Source organism: Methylobacterium sp. WL12 (assembly GCF_008039475.1).
GTDB lineage: Bacteria > Pseudomonadota > Alphaproteobacteria > Rhizobiales > Beijerinckiaceae > Methylobacterium > Methylobacterium cerastii.
The window spans coordinates 1-26,475 of the sequence record NZ_VRUW01000070.1 but is presented as its reverse complement, the minus strand read 5'-3'; the positions used below and the strand labels follow the sequence as shown (position 1 = coordinate 26,475).

The window sequence follows — 26,475 nt, the reverse complement described above, 5'->3', positions numbered from 1 at the left end:
CGCCGACCCCGATGCTCCCCCTCGCCCTGACGCTCGGAGACCCTGCCGGGATCGGACCGGAACTGGCGCTTGCAGCCTGGCTCGCCAGCACGCCCGCCGACCCGCTCCCCGCCTTCTTCCTCGTGGCCGACCCGGCCTTCGTCGAGCGCACCGCGAACTGCCTTGGCCTCGCCGTGCCGGTCGCCGAGATCGACCCCGAGACCGCGACGGAGGTGTTCCCCCGGGCGCTCCCCGTGGTGGCGCTGCCGAGCGGGAACGAGACCTTCGCCGAGCCCGGCGTCCCGGATTCGGTTACGGCCGGCGCGACGATCGAGTCCATCACCGCCGCCGTCGGCTTCGTCCGCACGGGCCGGGCGGCGGCGGTCGTCACCAACCCGATCGCCAAGTTCGTGCTGACCCGGGCGGGGTTCGCCCATCCCGGCCACACCGAGTTCCTGGCGGCGCTCGCGGTCGCCCCCGGCCGGTCGCCGCCGCGCCCGGTGATGATGATCTGGAGCGAGACGCTCGCGGTGGTGCCGGTGACGATCCACGTGCCGCTGCGCGACGTGCCCGGGCTGCTGACGCAGGACCTCGTGGTCGAGACCGCCCGCATCGTCGCCCGAGACCTCGCCGAGCGCTTCGGCCTCGAAGCGCCCCGGCTGGTGCTCGCCGGCCTCAACCCGCATGCGGGTGAATCCGGGACGATCGGCCACGAGGACCGCGACGTGCTGGCGCCGGCGGTGGCGCGGTTGCGCGCCGAGGGCATCGACATCCGCGGGCCGCTTCCCGCCGACACGCTGTTCCACGAGCGGGCGCGACGGACCTACGACGTGGCGCTGTGCCCGACCCACGACCAGGCGCTGATCCCGGTGAAGACCATCGCCTTCGACGACGGCGTCAACGTCACCCTCGGGCTGCCCTTCGTGCGCACCTCGCCGGACCACGGCACCGCCTTCGACATCGCCGGCAAGGGCCTCGCCCGCCCCGACAGCCTGATCGCCGCGATCCGGCTCGCCGACCGCCTCGCCCGCACCGCGGCGGCGCGGGCCGGCGGCGCGGGCCGCACCGCCGACATCATTCCGCTGAACGCCTACGTCGGCCGCCCGCGCTCGATGCCGGCCGCGCATTTCGATGCGGAGGACGAGTTGTGAGCTGGTCCTTGCCAGGCGGTGCGCCCGCTTCCGCGCGCATCCCCTCTCCCCGCGCGCGGGGAGAGGGCTTTGCCGACCTCGTCGTCGGCAAAGCGAGGCGGCAGCCGATGGTGAGGGGGCGACGCCGGTTGAGGCTCTTCCGGAAGCGCCCCCTCACCGCCGCTAAGGCTTCGCCTCCTCTTCCCGGCCGCACGGCAAGGTGCGGCCGGGCCTCTCCCCCCGCGCGGGGAGAGGGGACGCGCGCACCTTCCAACGCCTTCGCGATCTTTGACAAGCGAACCGCCCGATGACCGCCTCCGACGGCTTGCCCCCCCTGCGCGAGGTGGTGGCGCGGCATGGGCTGGAGCCGAAGAAGGCGCTCGGGCAGAACTTCCTCTACGACCTCAACCTCACCGGGCGCATCGCCCGCGCGGCCGGGCCGCTCGCGGGCGTCACCGTGCTCGAGGTCGGGCCGGGACCCGGCGGGCTGACGCGGGCGCTGCTCGCGGAGGGGGCCGCGCGGGTGATCGCCGTCGAGCGCGATCCCCGCGCGCTGCCGGCGTTGGCCGAGATCGCGGCGCATTACCCGGGTCGGCTGACGGTCGTCGACGCCGACGCCCTCGCCTTCGACCCCCGGCCCCTCGTCGGCGACGGGCCGGCGCGGATCGTGGCGAACCTGCCCTACAACGTCGGCACCGCCCTGCTCACCGGCTGGCTCGACGACGCGGCCTGGCCGCCGTGGTGGGATAGCGCTACGCTGATGTTCCAGCGCGAGGTCGCCGAGCGCATCGTCGCCGACGAGACCGAGCGCGCCGATTACGGCCGCCTCGGCGTGCTCTGCGGCTGGCGCACGCAGAGCGACATCCTGTTCGACGTGGCGCCCTCCGCCTTCGTGCCGCCGCCGAAGGTGACGTCGAGCGTCGTCCGAATCGTCCCGCGCGCCGTCCCCCTGCCCTGCCGGGCGCGGGCGCTGGAAACGGTGACGCGGGCGGCCTTCGGGCAACGCCGAAAGATGCTGCGCCAGAGCCTGAAGAGCCTGACGCCGGAGCCGACCGCGCTGCTGGCCGAGGCCGGCATCGCAGAGACCGCGCGGGCCGAGGAGGTGCCGGTGGCGGGCTTCGTGCGGCTCGCCAACCTGTGGGACGCGCAGAAGAAAGCCGGCGCCCCGTGAGGGACGCCGGCCCGTTTCTCCGATTCGTGCCGCGTTAGCGGGTCTGCTGGATCGCCGAGAGGATCCACGGACGGCCCGGGTTGCGCGCGAAGGTCCAGAGCTCGGTCGCCTCGCCCGGCTCGGTCTCGACGACGCGGTTGGTGTTCCGGTCGATCGTCTCGTCCTTGAGCGTGTAGCGCATCGCCACCGTGGCGAATTCCTGCGCGCCCTCGCCCCAGGCCTCCGACAGGTCGCCCTGCTGGAGCTTCACGTCCGTAATGCGGTTGACGACGCCGCGGGCCTTGTTTCCGCGCAGCTCCTCCTCGAAGTAGCCGGCCATCTCCGGCGTCGCGAGGTTGCGCAGGCCGACCATGTCCTCGTGGGAATAGGCGTCCTGCACCTCGCCGAGCAGGCGCTCGAACGACTGGAAGTCGTTCGGGCCGATCTGCACCGGGCGCTGCTGCGGCGGGCGCTGGGCGCCGCCGAGCATGCCACCGGCGCCCGCAGCACCGCCGGGGCCAGCGTTGCTGCCCCCCGCTGCGTTCGGGTCGAGGCCCGAGCGCGCATAGGGCGCGCCCGCCGTCGCCGGCTCGCCGTTGCGGCGGCGGAACCAGCGCACGGCAAAGGACACCAGCAGCACGACGAGGCCGACCTGCAGCAGCAGGCCGAGCATCGAGGCGATGCCGCCGAGCCCGCCGAAGAAGCCGCCGCCGAGCAGCGCGCCGAGAAGGCCGGCCCCGAGCAGGCCCGCCATGAAGCCGCCGCCGAAGCGGGGGCGCGCGGCCGGCGCCTGCATCCCCGGGTTGCTCATGCCCGGGTTGTTCATGCCGGGCGTGGGCTGCGTCTGCGTGCGCTGCATCGGCGCGGCGGTCGGCGCCGTCGTGGTGGCCGACGGCGCGTTGAAGGTGCGCGAGCCGCGCGACCCCATGCTGCCGCCGCCGCCCGGACGGGCTTCGACGGCGGGCGCTGCGACCGTCAACGCGGCGGCCAGCGCCAGAAAGGTCGCCGCACGCTTGCGGCGCGTGGTGGAGGTGAGCATCGATCGGCCCCTGGTCATCTCGAAACGTCCCGGACGTCGTCGGACGCCTCGGCGTCGTCGAACGTCTTGGCGCGAACGCCGACGCATAAGATGGTGACGCCGGGCGGCGTGTTTTAGTCCGTCGCCTCGCGATGTTTTTCGCGTCACCCTTGACGATTCGTCAGCGCAGGGGGGCCGCAGGCCGCTCGGGCGCCGCCGGGAAGACCAGACGCACCTGCGTGCCCTCCCCCGGCCGGCTGTCGAGGGCGATGGTGCCGTTCTGCCGCTTCATCAGCCCGTGCACGATGGCGAGCCCGGCCCCGCGCCCGGCCTCGCGGCTGGTGGCGAAGGGCGCGAGCGCCCGGGCCAGCATCTCCGGCGACATGCCGGCGCCGGTATCCGTGATGCGGATGCCGACGGCGCCGTCCTCCGGCCGCTGCACCGAGCGGTCGCCCGGCGCGATGCGGAAACTCTCGATCCGGATGGTGCCGCCGTCCGGCATCGCCTCGCACGCGTTGGTGACCACGTGGCCGAGTGCCAGCTCGACCTGCAGCGGGTTGCTGATCGCCCGCGGCAGGCCGGGCGTGCCGGCAAGCTCCAAGCGCACCCCCACGGGCAGGCCGGGCCGCAGGCGCTCCACGGTGGCGGCCACGAGCGCGTCGAGGTCGATCGGGCGCACGTCGGGGGCGATCTTGCGCGAATAGGCCAGCAGCTGGCGCGTGAGCACGGCGGCGCGTTCGGTCGCGTCGGTGGAGCGGCTCATCGCCCGCTGGATGAACGGCTCCTGGCTGTCGCCGAGCCGGCGCTTCAGCCCGTCGATGTAGCCGATTAGGATCTGGAGGAAGTTGTTGAACTCGTGCGCGACGCTGTTGGTGAGCAACCCCAGGGCCTCGCGTTGGCGCGAGAGCACGAGGGCGCTCTCGGCGTCGCGCCGCCGGGTCACGTCGAAGACCTGGCCCAGCCGATAGGGGCTGCCAGAGACCGGGCGCAGCGTCACGCGCGCCCAGAAGGTGGTGCCGTCGCCCCGCGCCGCCAGGAACTCGGCGCCGTCGTCTAGGGCGCGCCGGTCGGCCGCCAGCAGCCGGACGTTGCGCCCGACCAGGGCCGCGGCCTCCAGGCCGGCGAGGTCCAGCAGGGCCGGGTTGGCGTGGACGATCGGCTCGTCCGGCCGGCGCGGGTCGGCGAGGAAGGCGGGCGCGGCGGCATCGAGCAGCGCGATCCAGCCGGCGTGCGGTGCCGGTTCGTTCAAGCCGTCCGCGTCGGGCTCTGCCATGCTCTCGTCCGGCCTCGCGAAGCCACGGCTCCGACCGCTCAGCGATAGCGACATCGGACCGGACGGCCAAGCCTGAAGCGGCGCCCCGGGGGTGAGGCGGTCACCGGATGGGTTCGTGTGCCGGCCTTTCACCTAGGTTGAATGAAAGAAGGCCTATCGACACGATCGCGTGATCCCGGGGCGCCGCAATCGAGCCCGGAACCCAGACCGTAGGTTGCGCTCGGTTGGGCGCCGTCGGCGCCTCTCGATCCCGGGCTCCGCTGCGCAGCCCCGGGACGACGGGGCGCGGGTGCGAGACGACGGAGCGAGGGTGGAAGCGAAACGCGAGAGCGCCCCCGACCCCCCTACTGCCGGATCCACATCACCCGGCCGATCCAGGCGATCTCGCCGACGTTCAGGGTGCGGTCGTCGTGCTCGGGGTTGAGCGAGGCGAGCTCGACGGTGCGTGCCGTGCGGCGGCGCAGCTCCTTGGCGATGACCTCGCCGGAATGCAGCCGCACCACCACGCGGTCGCCCTTGCGGACGCCGGCCGAGGGCGAGACGATCAGCACGTCGCCGTCGCGGAACAGCGGCAGCATCGACTCGCCCTGCACCTCCAGGGCGAAGGCGCGCTCCTCGCCGAGATCGGGAAACTCGATCTCCTCCCAGCCGGGGCCGCCGGTCGGCATGCCCTCGTCGGTGAACTGGCGGCCGGCGCCGGCCTGGGTCAGGCCGATCAGCGGCACGGTGGCGCGCGGCGGCCCCTCGCGGGCCTCGATCAACCTAAGGAAGTCATCGAGGCTGGCGCCGGTGGCGGCTAGGACCTTGGACACCGACTCGGTGGAGGGCCAGCGCTTGCGTCCGTCGACGCCGACGCGCTTGGACCGGTTGAAACTGGTGGCGTCGAGCCCGGAACGTCGGGCGAGGCCGGATGGGGAGAAGCCGTGCCGCTCGGCCAGACGGTCGATGGCATTCCAAATCTGCTCGTGGGACAGCATGCGGGACCAAGGCGAAGACGACCGCAGAGACGCACGGCCTAGTTGTAGGAAAGTAGAACTACGGATCGAGAAAGGCAATCGGCCGAATGGCTAATCCACGCCTCCCGGAGGCCGTTACAACCGTCGGGATGGTTGCCGGACGGTTGCCAGGGAACCGCCCGGCGCCCTATCGACGGCGCATCGAAAAGCGGGTGCGCCGATGACGTCGATCTATAAGATCTGTCCCGAGAGGCTGTGGCGCGAGGCGGAAGCCCTCGGTCGCTTCGTCGGCGCCGAGATCGACCGGGCCGACGGTTTCATCCACTTTTCCACAGCCGAGCAGGTGGCCGAGACCGCGCGGCGGCATTTTTCCGGTCGCGACGGGCTCCTGCTCGTCGCCGTCGACGCCGAAGCGCTCGGTCCGGCGCTGCGCTACGAGCCTTCGCGCGGCGGCGACTTGTTTCCGCATCTCTACGGCGACCTGCCCCTCGACGCGGTGCGCCGCGTGAGCCCGATGCCGCTCGGGCCGGACGGCGCGCACGTGCTGCCGGCGGAGATCCCGGCATGATCGGCGCCCTATTTCCGCTGCTGCGCCCGGCGCTGCACGGCCTCGACGCCGAGCACGCGCACAACCTGACCGTTCGCGCGCTCAGCCTGATGCCGCCGCGCACGCCGCCCGCCGACGATTCCCGCCTCGCGGTCGAGGCGTTCGGCCGCCGGTTCCCGAACCCGGTCGGCCTGGCGGCGGGCTTCGACAAGGGCGCGCAGGCGGCCGACGCGCTGCTTGGCTTCGGCTTCGGCTTCGTCGAAGTCGGCGGCGTGGTGCCCAAGCCCCAGCCCGGCAACCCGCGCCCGCGGGTGTTCCGGCTTCCGCGGGACCGGGCGGTGATCAACCGCTTCGGCCTCAACAGCGCCGGCCTCGACGTGGTCGCCGACCGCCTGCGCGCGCGGGCCGGGCGGCCGGGGATCGTCGGGGTCAACATCGGCGCCAACAAGGAGGCCGTCGACCGGCTCGCCGACTACGTCGCCTGCACCGGGCGGCTCGCGCCGCTCGTGGACTTCGTCACCGTCAACGTCTCGTCGCCCAACACGCCGGGCCTGCGCGACCTGCAAGGCGAGGCCTTCCTCGACGACCTGCTCGCCCGGGTGGTCGCGACCCGCGACGCGGCCGCCGCCCGGATCGGATCGGAGAAGGCCGCGATCCTTCTGAAGATCGCCCCCGACATCACCCTCGACGCCCTGGACGCGATCTGCGCCACGGCGGTTAGCCGCGGGGTGCAGGCGCTCGTCGTCTCGAACACCACGGTGGCGCGGCCGGCCTCCCTCGCCGAGACGGCGCTCGCGGGCGAGACCGGGGGCCTGTCCGGCCGGCCGCTGTTCTCGGCCTCGACGCGGATGCTGGCCGAGACCTACCTGCGCGTCGGCGACCGGCTGCCCCTGGTCGGCGTCGGCGGCGTCGACTCGGCCGAGACCGCCTGGACCAAGATCCGCGCCGGCGCGAGCCTTCTCCAGCTCTACTCGGCCCTCGTCTACGAAGGCCCCGGCCTCGTCGGCACGATCAAGCGCGGCCTGGTCGAGCGGATGCGATCGGAGGGGCTGACGAGCCTCGCCGGCGTGGTCGGGCGCGACGCGAAGGCGCTGGCGCGGGAGGCGTGACGCGCTCTTTCCTCCCCCCTCTGCAGGGAATGAAAGAGGCGCGAGGTCGGGGGCCGCGGCGGAAAGTCAGCTCACCCCCGCCGTCTCGTTCCGACGAACACCGCGCCGGCGGCGGCGGCACCGAGCAGCAGCCACTTCACCGGCAGCAAAGCGGCGTGCTCGCTCGGGAGCGGCTCGGACACGAAGCGGCCTGGGGCGATCTCGACCCCCGGCTTCCCATACGCCCGCGCGTCGGCGATCTGGTTCGCGGTGACGGCCCAGCCGGCGTCGCGGGCATGATCGTTGGCCATCATCGCGACCCCGACGGCGCATCCGGCCGCCAACGCCGCGAGAACCCGAACCCGTGCCTGCATCGCGTGTCCTTTGCCGCCCCCGGGAAACGAGAACCGTTAAAAATGCGCGCGTGCCGGACGCATGAGGGGGGTGCGTCGAGACACGATTGAGAAGCACCCGCGCGGTCTCTTATCTCGCAAGTGCGTGATCGCCACGCGCGAACCTCGATCCAGGCCTCGTCATGACCGACCCCGTCAGCACGCCCAAGCGTTCCTCGGCCGCCGGTGGCTGGGGCGCGCTGAAGAGCTGCGGCAAGCACCTCCTCGGCAGCCGCTCCCCGCTCTCGGGCGCCCGCGCCCTGCTGAAGGCGAACCAGCCGGACGGGTTCGACTGCCCCGGCTGCGCTTGGGGCGACCCGGAACACGGCTCGTCGTTCGAGTTCTGCGAGAACGGCGTGAAGGCGGTCTCGTGGGAGGCCACCGACAAGCGCACCCCGCCGAAGTTCTTCGCCCGCCACACCGTGAGCGAGCTGCGCGGCTGGAGCGACTACGCCCTCGAGGGCGAGGGCCGCCTCACCCATCCGATGCGCTACGACGCAGCCAGCGACCGCTACGTCGCGGTGTCGTGGGACGCGGCCTTCGCCGAGATCGGCGCGACGCTCCGCGGCCTCGACCACCCGGACCAGGCCGAGTTCTACACCTCCGGCCGCGCCTCGAACGAGGCGGCCTACCTCTACCAGCTGTTCGCCCGGGCCTACGGCACCAACAACTTCCCCGACTGCTCGAACATGTGCCACGAGGCCAGCGGCATCGGCCTCGCGCACGCCATCGGCGTCGGCAAGGGCACGGTGCTGCTGGAGGATTTCGAGAAGGCGGACGCGATCTTCGTCGTCGGGCAGAACCCCGGCACCAACCACCCGCGGATGCTCGCCGACCTGCGCAAGGCCGCCGAGCGCGGCGCCAAGGTGGTGGTGTTCAACCCCGTGCGCGAGCGCGGGCTGGAGCGCTTCGCCGACCCGCAGAACACCGTCGAGATGCTGCGCGGCGCGAGCCGGCCGATCGCGAGCCACTACCTGCAGCCGCGGCTCGGCGGCGACATGGCCGCCTTCCGCGGCATCGCCAAGGCGGTCTTCGCCGCCGACGACGCGGCCCTCGCCGCCGGCCGTCCCTCGGTGCTCGACCGCGCCTTCCTGGCCAGCCACACCGAAGGGCTCGCCGCCTACCGCGCGGCGGTCGACGCGACCGGCTGGGACGCGATCGAGGACCAGTCCGGCCTGTCGCGCGCCATCCTCGAAGAGGTGGCGGAGATCTACATCACCTCGTCGAAGTCGATCGCGACCTGGGCGATGGGCGTGACCCAGCACCGCCACTCGGTGGCGACGGTGCGCGAGATCGCCAACCTGATGTTCTTGCGCGGCAACATCGGCCGCCCGGGCGCCGGCCTCTGCCCGGTGCGCGGCCACTCCAACGTCCAGGGCGACCGCACGGTCGGCATCAACGAGAAGCCGCCGGTCGCCTTCCTCGACGCGCTTGAGCGCGAGTTCGGCTTCGCCGCCCCGCGCCGGCACGGCCACAACGTGCTGGCCGCCATCGGCGCGATGCTCGACGGCACGGCGAAGGCCTTCATCGGGCTGGGCGGCAACTTCGCCCGCGCCACGCCGGACACGGCCCTGGTGGCCAAGGCGCTGGCCTCCTGCGAGCTCACGGTCCACATCGCGACGAAGCTCAATCACTCGCACCTCGTGCCGGGCCGGGTCGGCTACGTGCTGCCCTGCCTCGGGCGCACCGAGATCGACCGGAACGCCGCCGGCAAGACCCAGATCGTGACCGTCGAGGATTCGATGAGCATGGTCCACGGCTCGGGCGGCATCAACAAGCCGGCCTCGAAGGAGCTGCGCTCGGAGATCGCGATCATCGCGGGCATGGCGGCGGCCACCGTCGGCTCAGACCGGATCGACTGGGCGGCGATGGCCGAGGATTACGACCGCATCCGCGACCGGATCGAGCGCACGGTACCGGGGTTTGCCGGCTACAACGTCCGAGTCCGGCGCCCGCGCGGCTTCATGCTGCGCAACCTCGCCGCCGAGCGCGTGTTCGAGACCGCCACCGGCCGCGCGAACTTCTCGGCGGACGCGCTGCCCGCGGCCACCGAGCACCAAGTCGCAGCGGGGGCCGACAACACCTTCGTGCTGCAGACCTTCCGCAGCCACGACCAGTACAACACCACGATCTACGGCCTCGACGACCGCTACCGCGGCGTCTACGGCGAGCGCCGGGTGATCTTCTGCCACCCCGACGACCTCGTCACCCTGCGCCAAAGCTTCGGTGAGCGGGTCGACGTGGTCGGCCTGCACGCGGACGGCACGTCGCGCATCGCCGAGGATTTCCGCCTGGTGCCGTTCGACATGCCGCGCGGGAGCCTGGCCGGCTACTACCCCGAGCTCAACGTGCTGGTGCCGCTCTCGACCTTCGGCGCCGAGAGCGACACGCCGACCTCGAAGTCGGTTCTGGTCACCGTGTGCCCGCGGACGGTGGCGGCCGCGGCGGCTTGAGCACGGCCGACGACGCGAGCGCGGCCGACGAGACGGCGTTCCTCACGCTGGTCGAGGCGGTCGCGCGGCGGCGGCCCGGCCTCGAACCGATCGAGGCGGTCTTACTGGCGGCGGCCTTCGTCGGCGCGGTCGCCGACAGCCGCAGCCTCGCCAAGGCCTTCGACGTCGCCCACGCCCACGCCCTGCGCGCCGTCGCCGCCCTGGACGAGGCGGGCCTCGTCGCGGTCGGCCGGCGCGACGCCCGGTCGAGCCGCGCCCACTATGCGCTGACCGAGGACGGCGCCGCCTTGGTCGCCGCCGCGGAGGCCGACCCGGCTTGACGCACGCTCCCGGGGCGACACGTCCGGTGGGCTGCGTTCGAAGAATTCGAGGGCTCGGGATGGAGACGATCCACCGCTCGGCCGCGGCCGGCTATGCCGCCCAGGCCGACACCTACGTCAGCGGCCGACCGGATTATCCGCCGGCGCTGGACGGCTGGCTGCGCGGCGACCTTCGGGTCGGTCCCGGGCGCACCGTGCTCGACCTCGGCGCGGGGACCGGCAAGTTCACCCCGCGCCTGACGGAGACCGGCGCCCGCGTCGTCGCCGTCGAGCCGGTCGCCGCCATGCGGGCGCAGCTCGTCCAGTGCAATCCCGGCGTCGAAGCGCATCCCGGCCATGCGGAGGCGATCCCGCTCGCCGACGGCGCGGTCGACGCGGTGGTCTGCGCGCAGTCCTTCCACTGGTTCGCCACAGCGGCGGCGCTCGCCGAGATCCGCCGCGTGCTGCGCCCCGGCGGCACGCTCGGGCTGGTCTGGAACGTGCGCGACGAATCCGTGCCCTGGGTCGCGGACCTGACGCGGATCGTCGACGCCTACGAGGACGACACGCCGCGCTATCGCACGGGAGCCTGGCGCGCGGCGTTCCCGGCCGCGGGCTTCGGGCCCCTGCACGAGCGGCGCCTGCCCCACCACCACGAAGGGCCGGCCGAGGACGTGGTCGTCGGCCGCGCGCTCTCGGTAAGCTTCATCGCCGCCCTGCCCACCGACGAAAGGGCGGCCGTGGCCGCCGCGGTGCGGGCGCTGATCGCCGCCACGCCGGAGCTGGCCGGGCGTGACAGCGTCCGCTACCCCTACGAGACGGTGGCGTTCCACTGCACGGCAGCGGACCGGCCGGCGGCCGCGTGAACGGACGGGCCGTCGCCGGCCGTCGCCGTCAGGCCCCCGCGCGCCGGTTGCGGACGAGCGCAACGAGCGCCGCCACGATGGTGGCGAACGTCGCCAGGAGCACGACCACGAGGGTGATGGTGCGGTTCACCAGGCGGTCGAGGCCGAGATCGGTGGTGACGAGGTCGGGGCGGGCCGGGTCGGCCATGACGCTGATGCTGTAATCGCCGAGGTGCACGCCCGTGAACACGTAGTTCACCCGGCGCGTCACCGCGCCCTTGGGCGTGGACAGGCTCAGGGTCGCGTCGCAGATGTGGACGACCAGCTTGGTGCTGCACCGCCCGTCGCTCACCCGCGCGTCGGGGACGGGTTGGGCCGCCTCGCGCACCTGCCAATCCGACAGCACCGCCGGCGCCGTATAGAGGGCGCAGGCCACCAGGACGCCGCACAAGCCGGCGACGCCGAGCAGGACCCAAAGGGTCTGTCGCCAGCCGCCGCTGGCCGGCGGCAGCCGCAGGGGGGCCTGCGAAGCGTTCGTGGCAGGGCCGGTCGAGGGGCCGGTGCGGTCGGGCGATGCGGTCATCGAGCCTCAAAGGGTCCGGGTTTCGGATCAGGCGGCTTCGGCCTGGGCCAGGAGGCGACGCGCCTGCGCCGCGACCTGGTAGCGGCCGAGCAGGTCGACGAAGTCCTGCGGCGTCGTCCGGCGGGGCAGGCCGAGGGCGAAGGTGACGATGCGGCGCTTGGCGTCGAGCTTCACGCCGCGCCCGCCGGGCACGCGGACCGGGAACGGCGCCTCCGGCGGCAGCAGCAGGCGCGTGGCGATGCCGGTCTGGTTCACGCTGATGTCGAGGTCGGCGATCGCCTCCCAGGCGATAGACCGATCGAGCCCCGGCACCTCCAGCCCGTCGGGGCGCAGGATCAGGGTGACCCGCTCGCCGCGCCAGAGCCGGTAGCCGCCCAAAGCCCCGAGGATCGCGCCGAGCACGAGCACGACGACCGCGAAGTAGCCGGCCTCCCGCGCCGAGAGACTCGGGAAGCCGAAGATCGCGAGGCCGAGCGCCGCGAGGCCGAACAGGACGGCCGCGCCGACGAGCACGAAGGCGCCGGGGCGGCTGTTGTCGCGCAGCACCTGGTCCTCGGCGGCGACGCCTGCCGCCGCCGTCTCCAGGTCGGCCCGCACGGCCGCCTCGTGCTCGCGGACCACGCCGAGGAAGTCGGCCGTCGCCGCCCGGCACAGGCCGGCCGGGTCGGCGAAGTAGGCGCCGAGCTGGCTGAGGGCGTGCGCGGGCGGCGCCGTCGCGGCCAGGGCGAGCAGGTCGGGTCCGAGCGGCACGCCGAGCGCCGCCACGCGCTCGCGGGTCGGCGGGTGGGTGTCGGTCGGGTGGGCCTGCTCCGCCTCCAGGTGGGCGGCCGGGTCGTCGAGGCCCTGCGCGACCGCGCGGTCGAGCACGGCGGCGACGAGGTCTGAGGGCGCGGAAGCCGGCGCCTCGGCGGCGGCGTCCAGGGTCTCGGCGATGCGCGGCTGCACGGCACCGGTACGCAGCAGCGCCCGCGCGGAGGCCTCGGCCGTGGTCAGGCCGGCGCCGGCAGCGTCCGCCGCGAACTCGCGCGCCCGGCTCCAATGGCGCACGGCGAGGTGGAAGCGCTCCATCACGAACACGCCGAGGCGCAACGACGGGCCGAGCAGGCCGAGCGAGCCCTGGTGGCCGGCCGCGACCGCGTCGAGGGAGCGCCCGACGCCGGCATAGATCGGCAGGAAGCGCTGGCTGTAGGCGGTGTCGCCGCCGGCATAGTGGGCGAGCTCGTGGCCGATGATCGCCGCGACCTCGTCGCCCCGCATCAGGGCGAGGTAGGGCAGCGGCAGGTAGAGGATCCGGCCGGCCAGGCGCTCGCCGCCGGGCTGCAGCAGGGCGGGGCCGGCGCTGACGAAGAATCCACCGGTGAGGCCGACCACGACGGCTTCGGGCTTGAGCGCGCCGAGGCGGTCGGCGAGCCCCTCGGTGAGGCGCCACAGCCCCGGCGCCTCCGCGGCCGAGACCGGGCGGCCGAGGATCGGCAGCGGGTCGGGCTCGAAGGCGGCGAGCGCGCGGCGCAGGCCCCACAGGGTGCTCGCCGCCGCGATCACGGTCGCGCCGACCGCCACGGCGGCGACGCCGAGCAGCTTCAGCGCGCCGCCGTCGAAGCCGGACTGGGCGAGCATCCCCGCCTCGAAGATCACGGCGGCGACGAACCCGGCGGTGGCCGCCACGATCTGCAGCGCCAGCGCCGCCGGCAGGAGTTTGCGCACCAGGGAGAACCCGCCCACGAGCGCGTCGCGCGAGGTGCGCCCGACCAGCCCGAGGACGGCTCCGGTGAGCAGCACCAGGATCGAGAGCGCCGCCGCGAGCCCGCCGCCCACGACCACCACCGGCGGCAGGCTGCGGCGCCAATCCATTAGCGTGGTCATGGTCGCGACCTCGCCGCGCGCGTCGCGCGCCTTGTCCAGGGCGAGGGGGCCGCCGTAGGTCTGGCCGCCCTTGCGGAACTGCAGGGTGTAGTCGACGCGCCCGTCGCGCGGCGTCCGCGCCTCCAGGTCGGCGACGATCGCGGAGAGGTGGCGATGCTCGGCCGCGAACGCGGCCCAGTCGTCGTCGGCACGCCGGCCCTCCCAGAGGCCGAGCAGCATCACGAGGAACGGCAGCAGCACCGTGGCCGCCACGAGGCCCACCAGCGCGCGCAGGCGCCGTGGCGGGGGCGTGATCGTCGTCTGAGCGATGAGAACCTCCTTGCGGGAGACGAGGGACGAGGGCGCGCGCCGCAGCCGACGGCCATGACGGGACGAGGCCGAACGGCGCCCCCGCGCGACGCGCTTCCGACCGACCGGCCCTCGGCGCTACTGGCCCTTGTTGCTATTGCCCCTTGGCCTTGATCGCCTCGGACCACGTCACCGCGCGCTTGGCCATGCCGACGTGCTGGCGCTCGTACATGCGGTTCTCGACCTTGATCGCCGCGCGCTTGGCGTTCTCGGGCCGGTCGAAGGCTTCGAGCACGAGGCGGGCGCGGCGCACCTCCTCCTCGGTCGGGGCGAAGGAGGTGTTGGCCGGCTCGAGCTGGTTCGGGTGGATCAGCGTCTTGCCGTCGAAGCCGAGGTCGCGCGCCTGGCGGCACTCGGCGCGGCAGCCCTCGACGTCGCCGATGTCGTTCCAGACGCCGTCGAGGATCGCGAGCCCGGAGGCGCGGGCGGCGGCGAGGGTGAACATCATCCACGGCAGCATCGGCACGCGGCCGGGAACGAGCTGGGCCCAGGTGTCCTTGGCGAGGTCGTTGGTGCCGAGCACGAAACAGGTGAGCCGGGTACGCCGGTCGCGGCTGGCGCGGGCGATGTCCTGGATGTTCAGGATCGCGGCCGGCGTCTCGATCATCGCCCAGACGGCGATGCCGTCCGGCGCGTCGAGGGCCTCGAGGTGGTCGGCGATGCTCTCCAGCACGGCCGGCGAGGACACCTTCGGCATCAGGATCGCGTCGGGCCGCGCCTCGATCGCGGCGCGCAGGTCCTTCTCGCCCCACGGCGTCTGGGGGGCGTTGACGCGGATGATCAGCTCGCGGTCGCCGTATTCGCCGCTCTTGACCGCGGCGCAGACCTGCTCGCGGGCGAGGTCCTTCTCCTCCATGGAGACCGCATCCTCCAGGTCGAGGATCAGGCAGTCGGCCGGCAGGGTCTTGGCCTTGTCGAGCGCACGCTGGTTCGAGCCCGGCATGTAGAGGACGCTGCGGCGGAGGCGGAGATCGGACATTCGGCGAGTCACCCCGTAGAAAAGTCCGCGACCCTACCGCAATGCACTCGCCTTGCCAGGGGCCGCGGCGACGAAACTCCGAGATTCCGCCGCGATCGAAACCGGAGGCACCGTGCCGTCCGCGCAACGGCGGAGCCCCGCTTTGGTCACCTTCCGCGGCCAAGGGCGGGGAAACGCCACGGATTTCGAAGGTCATCCCCATGCTGCGACGCACGCTTTTCGGACTGATGCTGGCCTCCAGCCTCGCCCTGCCCGGCGCCGCCTCTGCCGCCAGCAACACGGTGGTCGGCGTCGGCTCCGGCGCGGTTGCGGGCGCCCTCGTCGGCGGCCCGATCGGGGCGGTGGCGGGCGCGGTGATCGGGGGCGTCGTCGGCTCCTCGACCGAGCGCGCCCGACGCCCGCGGATGCGGCGCGCCCGCCTCGTCCGCCACCGGCGCGCGGAGGCGCCGGCCCGGCGCAGCGTTCAGCGCCGGGTCGAGGCGCTGCCGCCGGCCCCCGCCGCGCCGACCACATGGAAGGACCCGCGCTGAGGCGGTTAGCTCAGCCGCAGCTTCAGGCGCGGTCGGGCGAAAACGTCCGCCGGGCGAGGCCCGGATAGGCCAGGGCCTGCCCGATGCCGCGCGCGCCGAGGAAGCTCAGGAAGGCCAGCCACAGGCCGGCATTGCCGAGCTGCAGCCCCTGGACGAGGACCAGGGTGGCGCAATAGGCGGCGAGCGCGGCCAGCATCAGGTTGCGCATCGCCCGCGTCCAGGTCGCGCCGATGTAGATGCCGTCGTAGGCGAAGGGCAGCGCCGCGACGAAGGGGGCGGCCGCCGCCAGCGGCAGGTAGCGCCGCGCCACCGCGCGCACCGGCTCGCTCGTGGTGACGAAGTCGATGAAGGCGTGGCCCCCGAACAGCGCCAGCAGGCTCACGCCGAGGCCGAAGCCGAGGCACCAGCCCAGCGACAGCGCCGACGCCTTGCGGAACCCGCCGGCGTCGCGCCCGCCCACCGCCTGCCCGCATAGGGCCTCGGCGGCCGTGGCGAAGCCGTCGAGGAAGAACCCGCCGATCAGAAAGAGATTCCACAACACCGCGTTGGCCGCGAGCACCGCGTCGCCCTGGCGTGCGCCGAGCGCCGAGAACAGCACGATGCCCGACACGAGCGCCAGCGTCCGCACGATCACGTCGCCGTTGACCGCGAGCGTCCGCTTCAGGGCGACGGGGTCTCGGATCTCGGACCACGGCACCCGCCAGGGCTTCGAGCCGAGGCGCACCAGGATCACGAGGCCGAGAGCCAGGCCGGCGGCTTCCGCGATCACCGTGGCGAGGGCGGCGCCGGCTAGGCTCAGGTCGAGGCCGAGCACCAGGGCCAGCGTCAGGCCGATGTTCACGACGTTGATCGCCACCTGCAGCAGCAGGCCGAGATCGGTGCGGCCGCGCCCGAGCACCGAGCCGAGCACGGCGTAGTTCGCCAGCGCGAACGGCGCCGAGAGGATGCGGATGTGGACGTAGGTGGCGAGCCCGGCGATCACCGCGGGGCTCGCGCCGGTGATCCGGAAGGCCGCCGCCGCGATCGGCCCCTGCAGGACGACGAGGACGATCCCCGCGACGAGCCCGGCCGCGAGGGCGCGCGCCAGCGTCCGGTCGACCTCAGCGGCGTCGCGCGCGCCGACCGCCTGCGCGGTGAGGCCGGCGGTCGCCATCCGCAGGGTGCCGAACGACCAGAACAGCGCGTCGAAGATGACGGCGCCCAGCGCGATCGCCCCGAGCAGGGCGGCGTCGCCCAACCGCCCGATCACCGTGGCGCCGACGAAGCCCAGCATCGGCGTCGTGACGTTGGCGATGGTCATCGGCAGGGCGAGCGCGAGGACGCGCCGCCCGGTGATGGGAAGGGGTGGGGTCACGCGGGCTCCCGATCGCGGTGGGGTTACCGCGAGACCGCGAACAGACGCGAGATCAGCCAGAGCGGCACCACCACGATGGCGCCGGCCAGGATCCACCCGCCGAAATCGTGGAACGTGGCGAGGCCGAGGTCGACGAGCGCGCGGGCCGAATCGTAGACCTGCCAGAACAGGCGCGCGGGCGTGAGCCCGAGCATCGCCATGAAGGCGCCGACGAGCACCGACAGGAACAGCAGCCGCAGGAACACCGCGGCCGGCGACCCGCCGAGGAAGCGGCGCATAGCCGAGGCGCGATAACCCGGCGCCTCGCGGTAGGACGCACCCGTATGGTTCTGACCCTGGCGGCGGGGGTCGTGCTCGACGATCATCGACATTCCTCGGAGGACGACGCCCTTCCAACCGCCCGAAGCCGGCGGAACCGTGACGGATGCACCACACCGGCGGCGAAACCGGATGGTGATTCGGGCGTTAGGCGGTTTCGCTGCCCGGGACGAGATGGCAATGCGGCCCCGGCGCGCCAAGATGCGCGCGGGATTCGCCGACGCCCTCCGCCCGCGCGCCGCGTTGCCCCAAGAGACGCGTAAAGAGACGAAACGCCCCATGATCGACCACGCCTTGTTCGACCCGGCGACGATCGATCCGGAGACCAAGCGGCTCAACGCCGAGATCGTCGCCGCGCACGCGGCGCAGGCCGACCCGTGGTCGCTGCCGATCGCCGAGGTGCGCGCCCGGCGCCGCGCCGGCACGCCCGCCTCGCCGGCGATGCCGCGCAGCACCCGCGCCGAGACGATGACGATCGAGGGCCCCGGCGGCCCTCTCGATCTCCGGGTGATCCGCCCGCGGGCCGGCGTGAAATTGCGCGGAGCCTACCTGCACATCCATCGCGGCGGCTGGGTCTGGGGCTCGGCCGACGAGCAGGACCCGTGGCTGGAGCGGATCGCCGACACCTGCGGCTTCATCTGCCTCTCGGTCGATTACCGCCTCGCCCCCGAGCATCCCTATCCGGCCGCCCTCCTCGATTGCGAGGCGGCCGCGCTCTGGCTCGCGGGGCCGGGCAAGGCCGAGTTCGGCGTCACGGCGCTGACGATCGGCGGCGAATCGGTCGGGGCGCACCTCGCGGTGATGGTGCTGCTGCGCCTGCGCGACCGGCACGCGCTGCCGCGCGCCTTCCGCGGCGCGAACCTCAACGCCGGCTTCTTCGACCTCGGGCTGACCCCGTCGGTGCGCAACTGGGGCGACGAGCGCCTCGTCTGCAACACCACCGACCTGACCGCCTTCGCCAACGGCTACGTCCGCGACGGCATCGACCGGCGCCGGCCGGACGTCTCGCCGATCTACGCCGACCTCAAGGGCTTGCCGCCGGCGCTATTCACGGTCGGCACCTGCGACCCGCTGCTCGACGACACGCTCTACATGTCCGGCCGCTGGGCCGCGGCCGGCAACGGCGGCCACACGGCGGTCTATGCCGGTGGCTGCCACGTCTTCATCCGCTATCCCGGCGCGATGTCCGAGCGGGCGCTGGAGCTGATCGACCGCTTCCTGATGGCGCTCGCCTGAGCGGGCGCAAGGGGCCTGGGAAAACGGCCGACCCGGGCGTCCTGCCGCCGGCCTTCGCCGCGTGGTTTTCCGCGCGGGGTTGGACGCCGCGGACGCACCAGCTCGAGTTGCTGCGCATCGCGGGCGCCGGCCGCTCGGCGCTGCTCGTGGCCCCGACCGGCGCCGGCAAGACGCTCGCCGGCTTCCTGCCGAGCCTCGTCGCCCTGTCGGAGAGCCGGGCGAAGCCGTCCGAGCGAAAACTCCACACGCTCTACATCTCGCCGCTGAAGGCGCTTGCGGTCGACATCGCGCGCAACCTCGAGGCACCGGTGGAGGGCATCGGCCTGTCGCTGCGGATCGAGACCCGCACCGGCGACACCCCGGCGCACAAGCGCACCCGCCAGATCGAGCGCCCGCCGGACATCCTGCTCACCACGCCGGAGCAGCTCGCCCTCCTCATCGCGCACCGCGAGGCGGCGGACTTCTTCTCCCAGTTGCGCTGCGTGGTGCTGGACGAGCTCCACGCCCTGGTCACCTCGAAGCGCGGCGACCTGCTGTCGCTCGCGCTGGCCCGCCTGCACCGGCTCAGCCCCGGCCTCGCCGCGATCGGCCTGTCGGCGACGGTGCGCGAGCCGGACGCGCTGCGGCAGTATCTCGTGCCGCAGAACGCGCTCTCCGAATCGGACCCGGATACCGGTGACGGCGCAGGTCCCTTCTCCCAGGGGGAGAAGGACAGGATGAGGGGCGTGGCCCCTCCGGATACGGCACGCCCCTCACCCCAACCCTCTCCCCCTGGGAGAGGGAGCGCGTCGAGCCCCATGGCCGACCTCGTCGTCGTGCGCGGCGGGGCGGCGCCGAACCTGCACCTGCTCGACATCGGCAAGACCCTGCCGCTTGCCGGGCACACGGCCTGGCATTCCATGCCGGCGATCTACGACCTGATCCGGGCGCACCGCACGGTGCTTGTCTTCGTCAACACCCGTCTCCAGGCGGAGTACACCTTCCAGGAGCTGTGGCGCCTCAACGACGACGTGCTGCCGATCGCCCTCCACCACGGCTCGCTCGACGCCACCCAGCGCCGCCGCGTCGAGGCGGCGATGGCGGCGGGCTCGCTTCGCGCCATCGTCTGCACCGCGACGCTCGACCTCGGCATCGACTGGGGCGACGTCGACCTCGTGATCAACGTCGGCGCGCCGAAGGGCGCGAGCCGGATCATGCAGCGGATCGGGCGCGCCAACCACCGCATGGACGAGCCGTCGAAGGCCTACCTCGTCCCCGGCAACCGCTTCGAGATCCTCGAATGCCGTGCGGCGCTCGATGCCGTCGAGGAGGCGGCGCAGGACACGCCCGACGCCCGCCTCGGCGCGCCGGACGTGCTCGCCCAGCACGTGCTCGGCATGGCCTGCGCCGACGCGTTCGACCCGGTGGCGCTCTACGACGAGGTGATCTCGGCCGCCCCCTACGCGACCCTGTCCTGGGAGGATTTCGAGGCGGTCGTCGACTACGTCGCCACCGGCGGCTACGCAATGCGCGCCTACGAGCGCTTCGCCAAGATCCTGCGCGGGCCGGACGGCTTGTGGCGGGTGCGCGACGCGCGCGTCGCGCAAGCTTACCGGATGAACGTCGGCACCATCGTCGAGGCGGCGAAGGTGAAGGTCCGGCTCGCCCGCTCGCTGCGCGGCAAGCCCGGCACGGTGCTGCCGAAGACCGGCCGGGTGCTCGGCGAGATCGAGGAGGATTTCGCCGACACCCTGACGCCGGGCGACACCTTCCTGTTCGCCGGCGAGGTGCTCCGTTTCGAGGGCTTGGCCGAGGACGAGGCGATGGCCACCCGCGCCGGGCCCGGCACCGACCCGGCGATCCCCTCCTATGCCGGCTCGAAGTTCCCGCTCTCGACCTACCTCGCTGCGCGCGTGCGCGCGATCATCGCCGACCCGTTCGAATGGGACCGGCTGCCGCGGCAGGTCGCCGACTACCTGCTGCTCCAGCGCAGCCGGTCGCTGCTGCCGGGCGAGCGCGACCTCCTGGTCGAGACCTTCCCGCGCGCGGGGCGCCACTACCTCACTGCCTTCCCGTTCGAGGGCCGGCTCGCGCACCAGACGCTCGGCATGCTGCTGACACGGCGGCTGGAGCGCGCCCGCCTGCGGCCGCTGGGCTTCGCCGCCAACGATTACGGCATCGCGATCTTCATGACCCGCGACCTCTCCGAGCGGATCGCGCTGGAGCCCCGCTTCCTCGAAGACCTGTTCGCGCAGGACATGCTCGGCGACGACCTCGAAGCCTGGCTCGACGAATCCTCGATGATGAAGCGCACCTTCCGCCAATGCGCGGTCATCGCCGGGCTGATCGAGCGCCGCCATCCCGGGCTGAAGAAGACCGGGCGGCAGGTGACGATCTCCACCGACCTGATCTACGACGTGCTGCGCAAGCACCAGCCCGACCACCTGCTGATGCGCGCCGCGCGCCAGGATGCGGCAACCGGACTCCTCGACGTGAGGCGGCTCGGCATGATGTTGGAGCGCATCCAGGGGCGAATCACCCACAAGGCCCTCGACCGCGTCTCGCCGCTTTCGGTCTCCGTGATGCTGGAGATCGGGCGGGAACGGGTCTACGGCGAGGGCGCCGACGAGATCCTGGCCGAGGCCGAGGCCCAGCTTCTCGAAGAGGCGCTGGGGTGACGGCCCCCTTCCCCACCGACGAGGACACCATCTTGGCGCTCGGCCTGAGACTCGAGAAGACTCAAAAATCCCCCGGCCTGACGCTCGCCGGCGAGGTTCTCACCCTCGATTTGTGCGGCGGCCTGTGGGCGCCCGCGCACCGCACCCTGATCGTGTCCGATCTCCACCTGGAGAAGGGCTCGGCGTATGCGGCCCGCACCGGCCAGTTCCTGCCGCCCTACGACACCCGCGAGACCCTGGCCTGCCTGCACGAGGCCGTAGCCCGCTTCGACCCGGCCTGCATCGTGGCGCTCGGCGACAGCTTCCACGACGCGCGCGGGCCGGAGCGGATGGAGCCGGGCGACCGGGCGATGGTCGCGGCGCTGCAGCAGGGCCGCGACTGGGTCTGGATCGCCGGCAACCACGACGCCGCGGTGAGCGAGGGCGTCGGCGGGCGCTACGCCGACGTGCTGCGGCTCGGCGGCCTGACGCTGCGCCACGAGCCGACCCCGGGCGCGGCGCCCGGCGAGGTCGCCGGCCACCTGCATCCCTGCGGCAAGGTCGCGATGCGCGGCCGGGCGGTGCGCCGCCGCTGCTTCGTCACCGACGGAACCCGCCTGGTGATGCCGGCCTTCGGCGCCTACGCCGGGGGCCTCAACGTCCGCGACGCGGCGTTTGAGCCGCTGTTTTCCAAGGACATCACCGCACACTTGCTGGGCGACGGGCGGGTGTTCTCCATCGGGCGCGGGATGCTCTCGAAGGATTGAGATGTGCGCGATACTGCTCTTGAGCATCGAAACCGATACCGTCGTCGGACATGCCGAGTGCCGTATACCTGCTTGCCAGCCGTCGGCATGGCACCCTCTACCTCGGCGTGACAAACGACCTTGCTCGTCGTGTTCATGAGCACAGGGCGAAGAGATATCGCAGGTTCACTGCGACCTACGACGTGAATCGCCTCGTTTGGTACGAACTCTACGATCGGATCGTCGACGCGATCGACCGCGAGGAGGCGCTCAAGAAGTGGTGTCGCGACTGAAAGGTCCGACTCATCGAGGACTTCAATCCCGAATGGTCGGACCTCTATCCGACGCTTGCGGGCTGGACGGGGCTTTGAAACACCACCCCGTCATTCCGGGCTCCGCTGCGCGGCCCCGGAATGACGGGGATGGCGTGAAGATCATGAACAGCCGTGCGCGTGCCCATCATGCTCCGGCAGCGTCAGCCCGAAATGCGAGACCAGGTCGGCGACCTGGGCCGGGCTGAGCTGGCGCGGGTTGAGGTTACGCAGGAGCAGGTAGAGCTTGGCCGTCTCCTCCAGCTCCTCGGTGGCGAAGACGGCGGCCTCCAGGCTCTCGCCGGCCACCACCGGGCCGTGGTTGGCGAGCAGCACGGAGGCGTACTTCCCCGCCAGACCCCGGATCGCATCGGCCACCGCGGGATCGCCGGGGCGGTAGTACGGCACGAGGGCCGTGCCGCCGGTGCGCATCAGGTAGTACGGCGTCAGCGGCGGCAGCACCGCCTTCGGGTCGATCTCGGGCAGCATCGACACCGCCACCGCGTGGGTCGAGTGCAGGTGGACGATGGCGCGAGCCTCGGCGCGGCTCTCGTAGAGCGCGGTGTGCAGCGGGATCTCCTTGGTCGGCTTGTCGCCGGAGACCACCCGACCCGCGGCGTCGAGGCGCGAGATCCGGGCCGGATCGAGGAAGCCGAGCGAGGCGTTGGTCGGCGTCACCAGCCAGCCGCCGTCGGGCAGGCGCAGGGAGATGTTGCCCGAGGAGCCGGGCGTCAGGCCGCGCTCGAACAGCGAGCGCCCGTGGCGGCAGATGTCCTCGCGCTGCTTCGACTCGCTCATGCCCGATCCCTCATGCCCGATCCCTCATGCGGTCGCGCCCGCGACCAGCGCGAAGCCGAGGTCGATCGTCTCGGCCGGTCCGCCCGCCGCCAGACGCTCGGCGGCGATTTCGCCGATCCGCAGCCGGGGCGTGCGGATCGTCGAGAGCGGCTGCGGCATCGCCGCGGTGATGTCGAGGCCGTTGTAGCCGAACAGCGCGAGCCGGTGCGGGATCGACCACCCGCGCGCCAGGCAGCAGAAGTAGCCGCCGAGCGCCATGTCGTCGTTGGAGAAGTACACGGCGTCGAGGTCCGGCGTGCGGTCGAGCAGCCGGTCGAGCGCCGCCCGCCCCGCCGTAGCGGAGGACGGTTCGGCCACGATCTCGCGGTCGATCAGCCCGTGCCCCGTGCCTTGCAGGGCCGCCTCGCACCCCGCGAGCCGCTTGCCCGCCCGGAGGTCGCGATAGATGTCGTGGCCGACATAGCCGATGCGGCGGTAGCCCCGCGCCAGCAAGTGCGCGGCGCTGGCCTCGCCGACCGCCCGGTTGGAGAAGCCGACGACGAGGTCGAGGCCCGGCCCGTCCGTGTCGATCATCTCGACGACGCGTATGCCGGCGGCGCGCAGCAGCGCCACGGTGTCGGGATTATGCTCCAGACCGGTGAGGACGAGCCCGGCCGGGCGCCACGACAGCAGGGCGGCGACCAGCGCCTCCTCGCGGTCGGGATCGTAGTCGGAGACGCCGATCACGCTCTGGAAGCCGGTGCGGTCGAGCGCCCCCGTCAGCCCGCGCAGCAGGTCGGGGAAGACGATGTTGGCGAGTGACGGGATCACGATGCCGACGAGCTGCGAGCCGGCCGACGCCGCGTTGCCGGCCAGCGACCCGGCCAGGCGGTTCGGCACGTAGCCGAGCTTGGCCACCGCCTCGGCCACGCGGTCGGCGGTGCGCTTGGAGAACGAGCCCTGGTTGCGCAGCACCCGCGAGACGGTGCTCTCGCCGAACCCCGATTCCCGGGCGACGTCCGCCAGCGTCACGAGGCGCCGATGCAGGTTCATGGTGGCCCTTCGCGCGGCGAGATCAGAAGCGACATATCGAGCATCGCTGTCACCCGCAACTCGATTGGCAGCGCTGCCAAAATACTTTAGGCAGAATCCAAGCGCCGCATCACGGCGCAGAATCAATCATGACGCCGACGCGCCAAGACGTCGGCCTTGGAGGACGCCATGAGTTCACCAGCCGCCGTGCTGCCGGGCAGCGCCGTGCCGTCGAAGGACTTGGTCGAGCAGACCTATACGAAGGTGTTCTGGCGCCTCGTGCCGTTCCTGATGCTTTGCTACGTCGTCGCCTACCTCGACCGGGTGAACGTCGGCTTCGCCAAGCTGCAGATGTCCCAGGACCTCGGCTTCAGCGAGACGGTCTACGGCTTCGGCGCGGGCGTGTTCTTCATCGGATACTTCCTGTTCGAGGTGCCCTCGAACGTGATCCTCCACAAGGTCGGCGCACGGATCTGGATCGCCCGGATCATGGTCACCTGGGGGATCATCTCGGGCGCGTTCCTGTTCGTGAACTCGGCGACCACCTTCTACATCATGCGCTTCCTGCTCGGGCTCGCCGAGGCCGGCTTCTACCCGGGCGTGATCCTCTACACGACGGCCTGGTTCCCGGCCCATCGCCGCGCCAAGGTCATCGCCGTGTTCATGGCGGCGATCCCCGTCTCGGGCATCTTCGGCAACCCGCTTTCGGGCTGGATCATGGACGCGTTCAACGGCGCGCACGGCCTGGCCGGCTGGCAGTGGATGTTCGTGATCGAGGCGGTGCCGGCGGTGCTGGTCGGCGTCGCGGTGTTCTTCTACCTCGACAACCGCGCCTCCGAGGCCAAGTGGCTGAACGACGCCGAGAAGGCGGTGATCGAGCGCGACATCGCCGCCGACAACGTCGGCAAGGAGACGAGCCCGCACTCGATCGCGACCGTGTTCAAGAACGGCCGCGTCTGGTTCATGAGCTTCATCTACTTCTGCTTCGTCACCGGCCAGTACGGCCTGACCTTCTGGATGCCGACCCTGGTGAAATCCACCGGCGTGCAGGGCAACCTCAACATCGGCCTCATCAGCGCGATCCCGTTCCTGTTCGCGGTGTTCGTGATGATCCTGCTCGGACGCAGCGCCGACCGGATGCGCGAGCGGCGCTGGCACTTGATCGTGCCGGCGCTCTGCGGCGCCGTCGGCTTCGTCGTCGCGGCCACCGCCGGCAGCACCACGATCGCGATCATGGCGCTCTCGGTGGCGGCCGGCGGGGTGCTCACCTGCGCGCCGCTGTTCTGGTCGCTGCCCACCGCCTTCCTCTCGGGTGCGGGCGCCGCCGCCGGCATCGCGCTGATCAACTCGGTCGGCAACCTCGCGGGCTTCGCCAGCCCCTACGTGATCGGCGCCCTGAAGGACTACAGCGGCAACACCGCCACCGGCATGTACGCCCTCGCCGCGATGCTGGTGCTCGGTTCGATCGCGACCTTCGTGACGCCCAAGGGCCTGGTGAACCGCTAGACCCCGGCACCCGCCGCCCAAGGCCCCAACCGGACATCCGCGATGACAGCAACCTCCTCCGCCCGCCACGCCGCTGTGATCGGGCTCGGCTCGATGGGCTTCGGCATGGCGGCCTCGCTGCTGCGCGCCGGCTTCACGGTCGCGGCCTGCGACGTGAACCCCGAGGCCGTCGCCCGCTTCTCGGCGGCCGGCGGGCGCGGCGTGGCGAGCCCGGCGGAGGCGGCCGAGGGGGCGGGCGTGGTCATCTGCGTCGTCGTCAACGCCACCCAGACCGAGACCGTGCTGTTCGGCGAGGACGGCGCCGCGGCGGCGATGCCGGAGGGCGCGGTGTTCGTCTCCTCCGCGACCATGGACCCGGCGGTCGCTCGGCGCCTCGCCGCCCGCCTCGAGGCGAGCGGCCGCCACTACCTCGACGCGCCGATGAGCGGGGGCGCGGCGCGCGCCGCCGACGGGGCGCTGACCTTCCTGGCCTCGGGCACGCAAGCCGCCTTCGATGCGGCCCGTCCCGCCCTCGATGCGATGGCCGGTACGCTCTACGAGCTCGGCGACGCGGCCGGCCAGGGCGCGGCGTTCAAGATGATCAACCAGCTGCTGGCCGGCGTGCACATCGCCGCGGCGTGCGAGGCGATGAGCTTCGCCGCCAAGCAGGGCCTCGACCTCGCGCGCGTCTACGAGGTCATCACCAAGTCGGCCGGCAATTCGTGGATGTTCGAGAATCGGATGCCGCACGTGCTCGACGGCGACTACGGCCCGAAGAGCGCGGTCGACATCTTCGTCAAGGACCTCGGCATCGTGCAGGACATGGCCCGCGTCGAGAAGTACCCCGTGCCGGTGGCGGCCGCCGCCCTGCAGATGTTCCTGATGGCCTCCGGCTCGGGCATGGGCCGCGACGACGATTCCTCCGTCGCGCGGCTCTACGCCCAGGTCTCGGGCGCGACCCTGCCGGCGGCGAAGAGCTGAGCATCCGTCGGCGTTCGATTGTCCGATCCGCCACCTCATCCTGAGGTGCCCGCCTCGGCGGGCCTCGAAGGAGCCCTCCAGAACCCGCCGTCATCCCTGGAGGGCTCCTACGAGGCCTCCGCTTCGCTCCGGCACCTCAGGATGAGGGAATGGGGTGGGGCAAGGG

24 protein-coding genes and 1 pseudogene are annotated in these 26,475 nt (G+C 72.5%); 14 read left to right on the top strand and 11 right to left on the bottom strand.

Annotated features, from left to right (window positions below):
• Positions 1-11 precede the first annotated feature (11 nt).
• Positions 12-1,130, top strand: a complete 1,119-nt coding sequence (pdxA, locus tag FV226_RS20665) for a 4-hydroxythreonine-4-phosphate dehydrogenase PdxA (protein ID WP_147764356.1) — start codon at positions 12-14, stop codon at positions 1,128-1,130.
• A 286-nt stretch (positions 1,131-1,416) separates the two neighbouring features.
• Positions 1,417-2,280, top strand: coding sequence for a 16S rRNA (adenine(1518)-N(6)/adenine(1519)-N(6))-dimethyltransferase RsmA (rsmA, locus tag FV226_RS20660; protein ID WP_147764355.1), 864 nt, complete (start codon positions 1,417-1,419; stop codon positions 2,278-2,280).
• 34 nt (positions 2,281-2,314) lie between these two features.
• On the opposite strand, the gene FV226_RS20655 is transcribed toward rsmA, so the two are convergent.
• From FV226_RS20655 to FV226_RS20645, 3 genes are all read right to left on the bottom strand, one after another.
• Positions 2,315-3,298, bottom strand: a complete 984-nt coding sequence (locus FV226_RS20655; RefSeq protein WP_147764354.1) for a TIM44-like domain-containing protein — start codon at positions 3,296-3,298, stop codon at positions 2,315-2,317.
• Positions 3,299-3,458: 160 nt separating this feature from the next.
• On the bottom strand, positions 3,459-4,550 hold the full coding sequence (locus FV226_RS20650; RefSeq protein WP_147750334.1) for an ATP-binding protein: 1,092 nt from the start codon (positions 4,548-4,550) through the stop codon (positions 3,459-3,461).
• A 344-nt stretch (positions 4,551-4,894) separates the two neighbouring features.
• On the bottom strand, positions 4,895-5,527 hold the full coding sequence (locus tag FV226_RS20645) for a helix-turn-helix transcriptional regulator (protein WP_147764353.1): 633 nt from the start codon (positions 5,525-5,527) through the stop codon (positions 4,895-4,897).
• A gap of 199 nt (positions 5,528-5,726) precedes the next feature.
• Between FV226_RS20645 and FV226_RS20640 the strand changes: the two genes are divergently transcribed.
• Both FV226_RS20640 and FV226_RS20635 read left to right on the top strand, forming a co-directional pair.
• The gene (locus tag FV226_RS20640) at positions 5,727-6,074 is read left to right on the top strand and encodes a DUF952 domain-containing protein (RefSeq protein WP_147750332.1); all 348 of its coding nucleotides are present in this window, start codon (positions 5,727-5,729) and stop codon (positions 6,072-6,074) included.
• Positions 6,071-7,162, top strand: coding sequence for a quinone-dependent dihydroorotate dehydrogenase (locus tag FV226_RS20635; RefSeq protein ID WP_147764352.1), 1,092 nt, complete (start codon positions 6,071-6,073; stop codon positions 7,160-7,162). The genes FV226_RS20640 and FV226_RS20635 overlap by 4 nt, the downstream gene beginning before the upstream one ends.
• A gap of 71 nt (positions 7,163-7,233) precedes the next feature.
• On the opposite strand, the gene FV226_RS20630 is transcribed toward FV226_RS20635, so the two are convergent.
• Positions 7,234-7,515, bottom strand: a complete 282-nt coding sequence (locus tag FV226_RS20630) for a hypothetical protein (protein ID WP_147764351.1) — start codon at positions 7,513-7,515, stop codon at positions 7,234-7,236.
• Between the two features lie 161 nt (positions 7,516-7,676).
• Between FV226_RS20630 and FV226_RS20625 the strand changes: the two genes are divergently transcribed.
• From FV226_RS20625 to FV226_RS20615, 3 genes are read left to right on the top strand one after another with little or no spacing between them, the layout of a single operon-like run.
• On the top strand, positions 7,677-9,986 hold the full coding sequence (locus FV226_RS20625) for an FdhF/YdeP family oxidoreductase (RefSeq protein ID WP_147764350.1): 2,310 nt from the start codon (positions 7,677-7,679) through the stop codon (positions 9,984-9,986).
• A complete protein-coding gene (locus FV226_RS20620; protein WP_147764349.1) occupies positions 9,983-10,306 on the top strand; it encodes a hypothetical protein in 324 nt (107 codons plus the stop codon). The genes FV226_RS20625 and FV226_RS20620 overlap by 4 nt, the downstream gene beginning before the upstream one ends.
• 59 nt (positions 10,307-10,365) lie before the next feature.
• Positions 10,366-11,151 carry a class I SAM-dependent methyltransferase gene (locus FV226_RS20615; protein ID WP_147764348.1) on the top strand — a complete coding sequence of 262 codons (786 nt, stop codon included), beginning with the start codon at positions 10,366-10,368 and terminating at the stop codon, positions 11,149-11,151.
• 28 nt (positions 11,152-11,179) lie between these two features.
• Here the strand turns inward: FV226_RS20615 and FV226_RS20610 are convergent, their stop codons facing one another.
• The 3 genes from FV226_RS20610 to FV226_RS20600 form a co-directional block, all read right to left on the bottom strand.
• Positions 11,180-11,713, bottom strand: a complete 534-nt coding sequence (locus tag FV226_RS20610; RefSeq protein WP_246685688.1) for a hypothetical protein — start codon at positions 11,711-11,713, stop codon at positions 11,180-11,182.
• Positions 11,714-11,740: 27 nt separating this feature from the next.
• Positions 11,741-13,816, bottom strand: a complete 2,076-nt coding sequence (locus tag FV226_RS20605) for a M48 family metallopeptidase (protein ID WP_147764362.1) — start codon at positions 13,814-13,816, stop codon at positions 11,741-11,743.
• A 202-nt stretch (positions 13,817-14,018) separates the two neighbouring features.
• Positions 14,019-14,903 carry a CoA ester lyase gene (locus tag FV226_RS20600; protein ID WP_147750328.1) on the bottom strand — a complete coding sequence of 295 codons (885 nt, stop codon included), beginning with the start codon at positions 14,901-14,903 and terminating at the stop codon, positions 14,019-14,021.
• A gap of 200 nt (positions 14,904-15,103) precedes the next feature.
• On the opposite strand from FV226_RS20600, the gene FV226_RS20595 reads away from it, so the two are divergent.
• Positions 15,104-15,433, top strand: coding sequence for a hypothetical protein (locus FV226_RS20595; protein ID WP_187278808.1), 330 nt, complete (start codon positions 15,104-15,106; stop codon positions 15,431-15,433).
• 22 nt (positions 15,434-15,455) lie between these two features.
• Here the strand turns inward: FV226_RS20595 and FV226_RS20590 are convergent, their stop codons facing one another.
• Together FV226_RS20590 and FV226_RS20585 are read right to left on the bottom strand one after the other, a co-directional pair.
• Positions 15,456-16,733, bottom strand: a complete 1,278-nt coding sequence (locus FV226_RS20590) for an MATE family efflux transporter (protein ID WP_147764360.1) — start codon at positions 16,731-16,733, stop codon at positions 15,456-15,458.
• A 77-nt stretch (positions 16,734-16,810) separates the two neighbouring features.
• A complete protein-coding gene (locus FV226_RS20585; protein ID WP_147764347.1) occupies positions 16,811-17,152 on the bottom strand; it encodes a DUF6460 domain-containing protein in 342 nt (113 codons plus the stop codon).
• Positions 17,153-17,384: 232 nt separating this feature from the next.
• On the opposite strand from FV226_RS20585, the gene FV226_RS20580 reads away from it, so the two are divergent.
• The 4 genes and pseudogenes from FV226_RS20580 to FV226_RS20565 all read left to right on the top strand — a co-directional run bounded on the left by FV226_RS20580 (position 17,385) and on the right by FV226_RS20565 (position 22,094).
• The gene (locus FV226_RS20580; protein ID WP_147764359.1) at positions 17,385-18,341 is read left to right on the top strand and encodes an alpha/beta hydrolase; all 957 of its coding nucleotides are present in this window, start codon (positions 17,385-17,387) and stop codon (positions 18,339-18,341) included.
• A 41-nt stretch (positions 18,342-18,382) separates the two neighbouring features.
• Positions 18,383-20,998 (top strand): ligase-associated DNA damage response DEXH box helicase, encoded by a 2,616-nt coding sequence (locus FV226_RS20575; RefSeq protein WP_187278809.1) that lies wholly within the window; start codon positions 18,383-18,385, stop codon positions 20,996-20,998.
• 32 nt (positions 20,999-21,030) lie between these two features.
• Positions 21,031-21,744, top strand: coding sequence for a ligase-associated DNA damage response endonuclease PdeM (gene pdeM / locus FV226_RS20570; RefSeq protein WP_147764357.1), 714 nt, complete (start codon positions 21,031-21,033; stop codon positions 21,742-21,744).
• A 50-nt stretch (positions 21,745-21,794) separates the two neighbouring features.
• Positions 21,795-22,094: pseudogene (locus FV226_RS20565) on the top strand (GIY-YIG nuclease family protein).
• Positions 22,095-22,157: 63 nt separating this feature from the next.
• Here FV226_RS20565 and FV226_RS20560 read toward each other — a convergent pair.
• Together FV226_RS20560 and FV226_RS20555 are read right to left on the bottom strand one after the other, a co-directional pair.
• On the bottom strand, positions 22,158-22,832 hold the full coding sequence (locus FV226_RS20560; protein WP_147764346.1) for an aldolase: 675 nt from the start codon (positions 22,830-22,832) through the stop codon (positions 22,158-22,160).
• Positions 22,833-22,856: 24 nt separating this feature from the next.
• Positions 22,857-23,864: a LacI family DNA-binding transcriptional regulator gene (locus FV226_RS20555; protein WP_147764345.1), complete on the bottom strand. Its 1,008-nt coding sequence runs from the start codon at positions 23,862-23,864 to the stop codon at positions 22,857-22,859.
• A 168-nt stretch (positions 23,865-24,032) separates the two neighbouring features.
• Between FV226_RS20555 and FV226_RS20550 the strand changes: the two genes are divergently transcribed.
• Together FV226_RS20550 and ltnD are read left to right on the top strand one after the other, a co-directional pair.
• The gene (locus FV226_RS20550; RefSeq protein WP_147754050.1) at positions 24,033-25,349 is read left to right on the top strand and encodes an MFS transporter; all 1,317 of its coding nucleotides are present in this window, start codon (positions 24,033-24,035) and stop codon (positions 25,347-25,349) included.
• A 42-nt stretch (positions 25,350-25,391) separates the two neighbouring features.
• Entirely contained in the window at positions 25,392-26,309 is a 918-nt protein-coding gene (gene ltnD, locus FV226_RS20545; protein ID WP_147764344.1) for an L-threonate dehydrogenase, read from the top strand.
• The last annotated feature ends 166 nt before the right edge of the window (positions 26,310-26,475 follow it).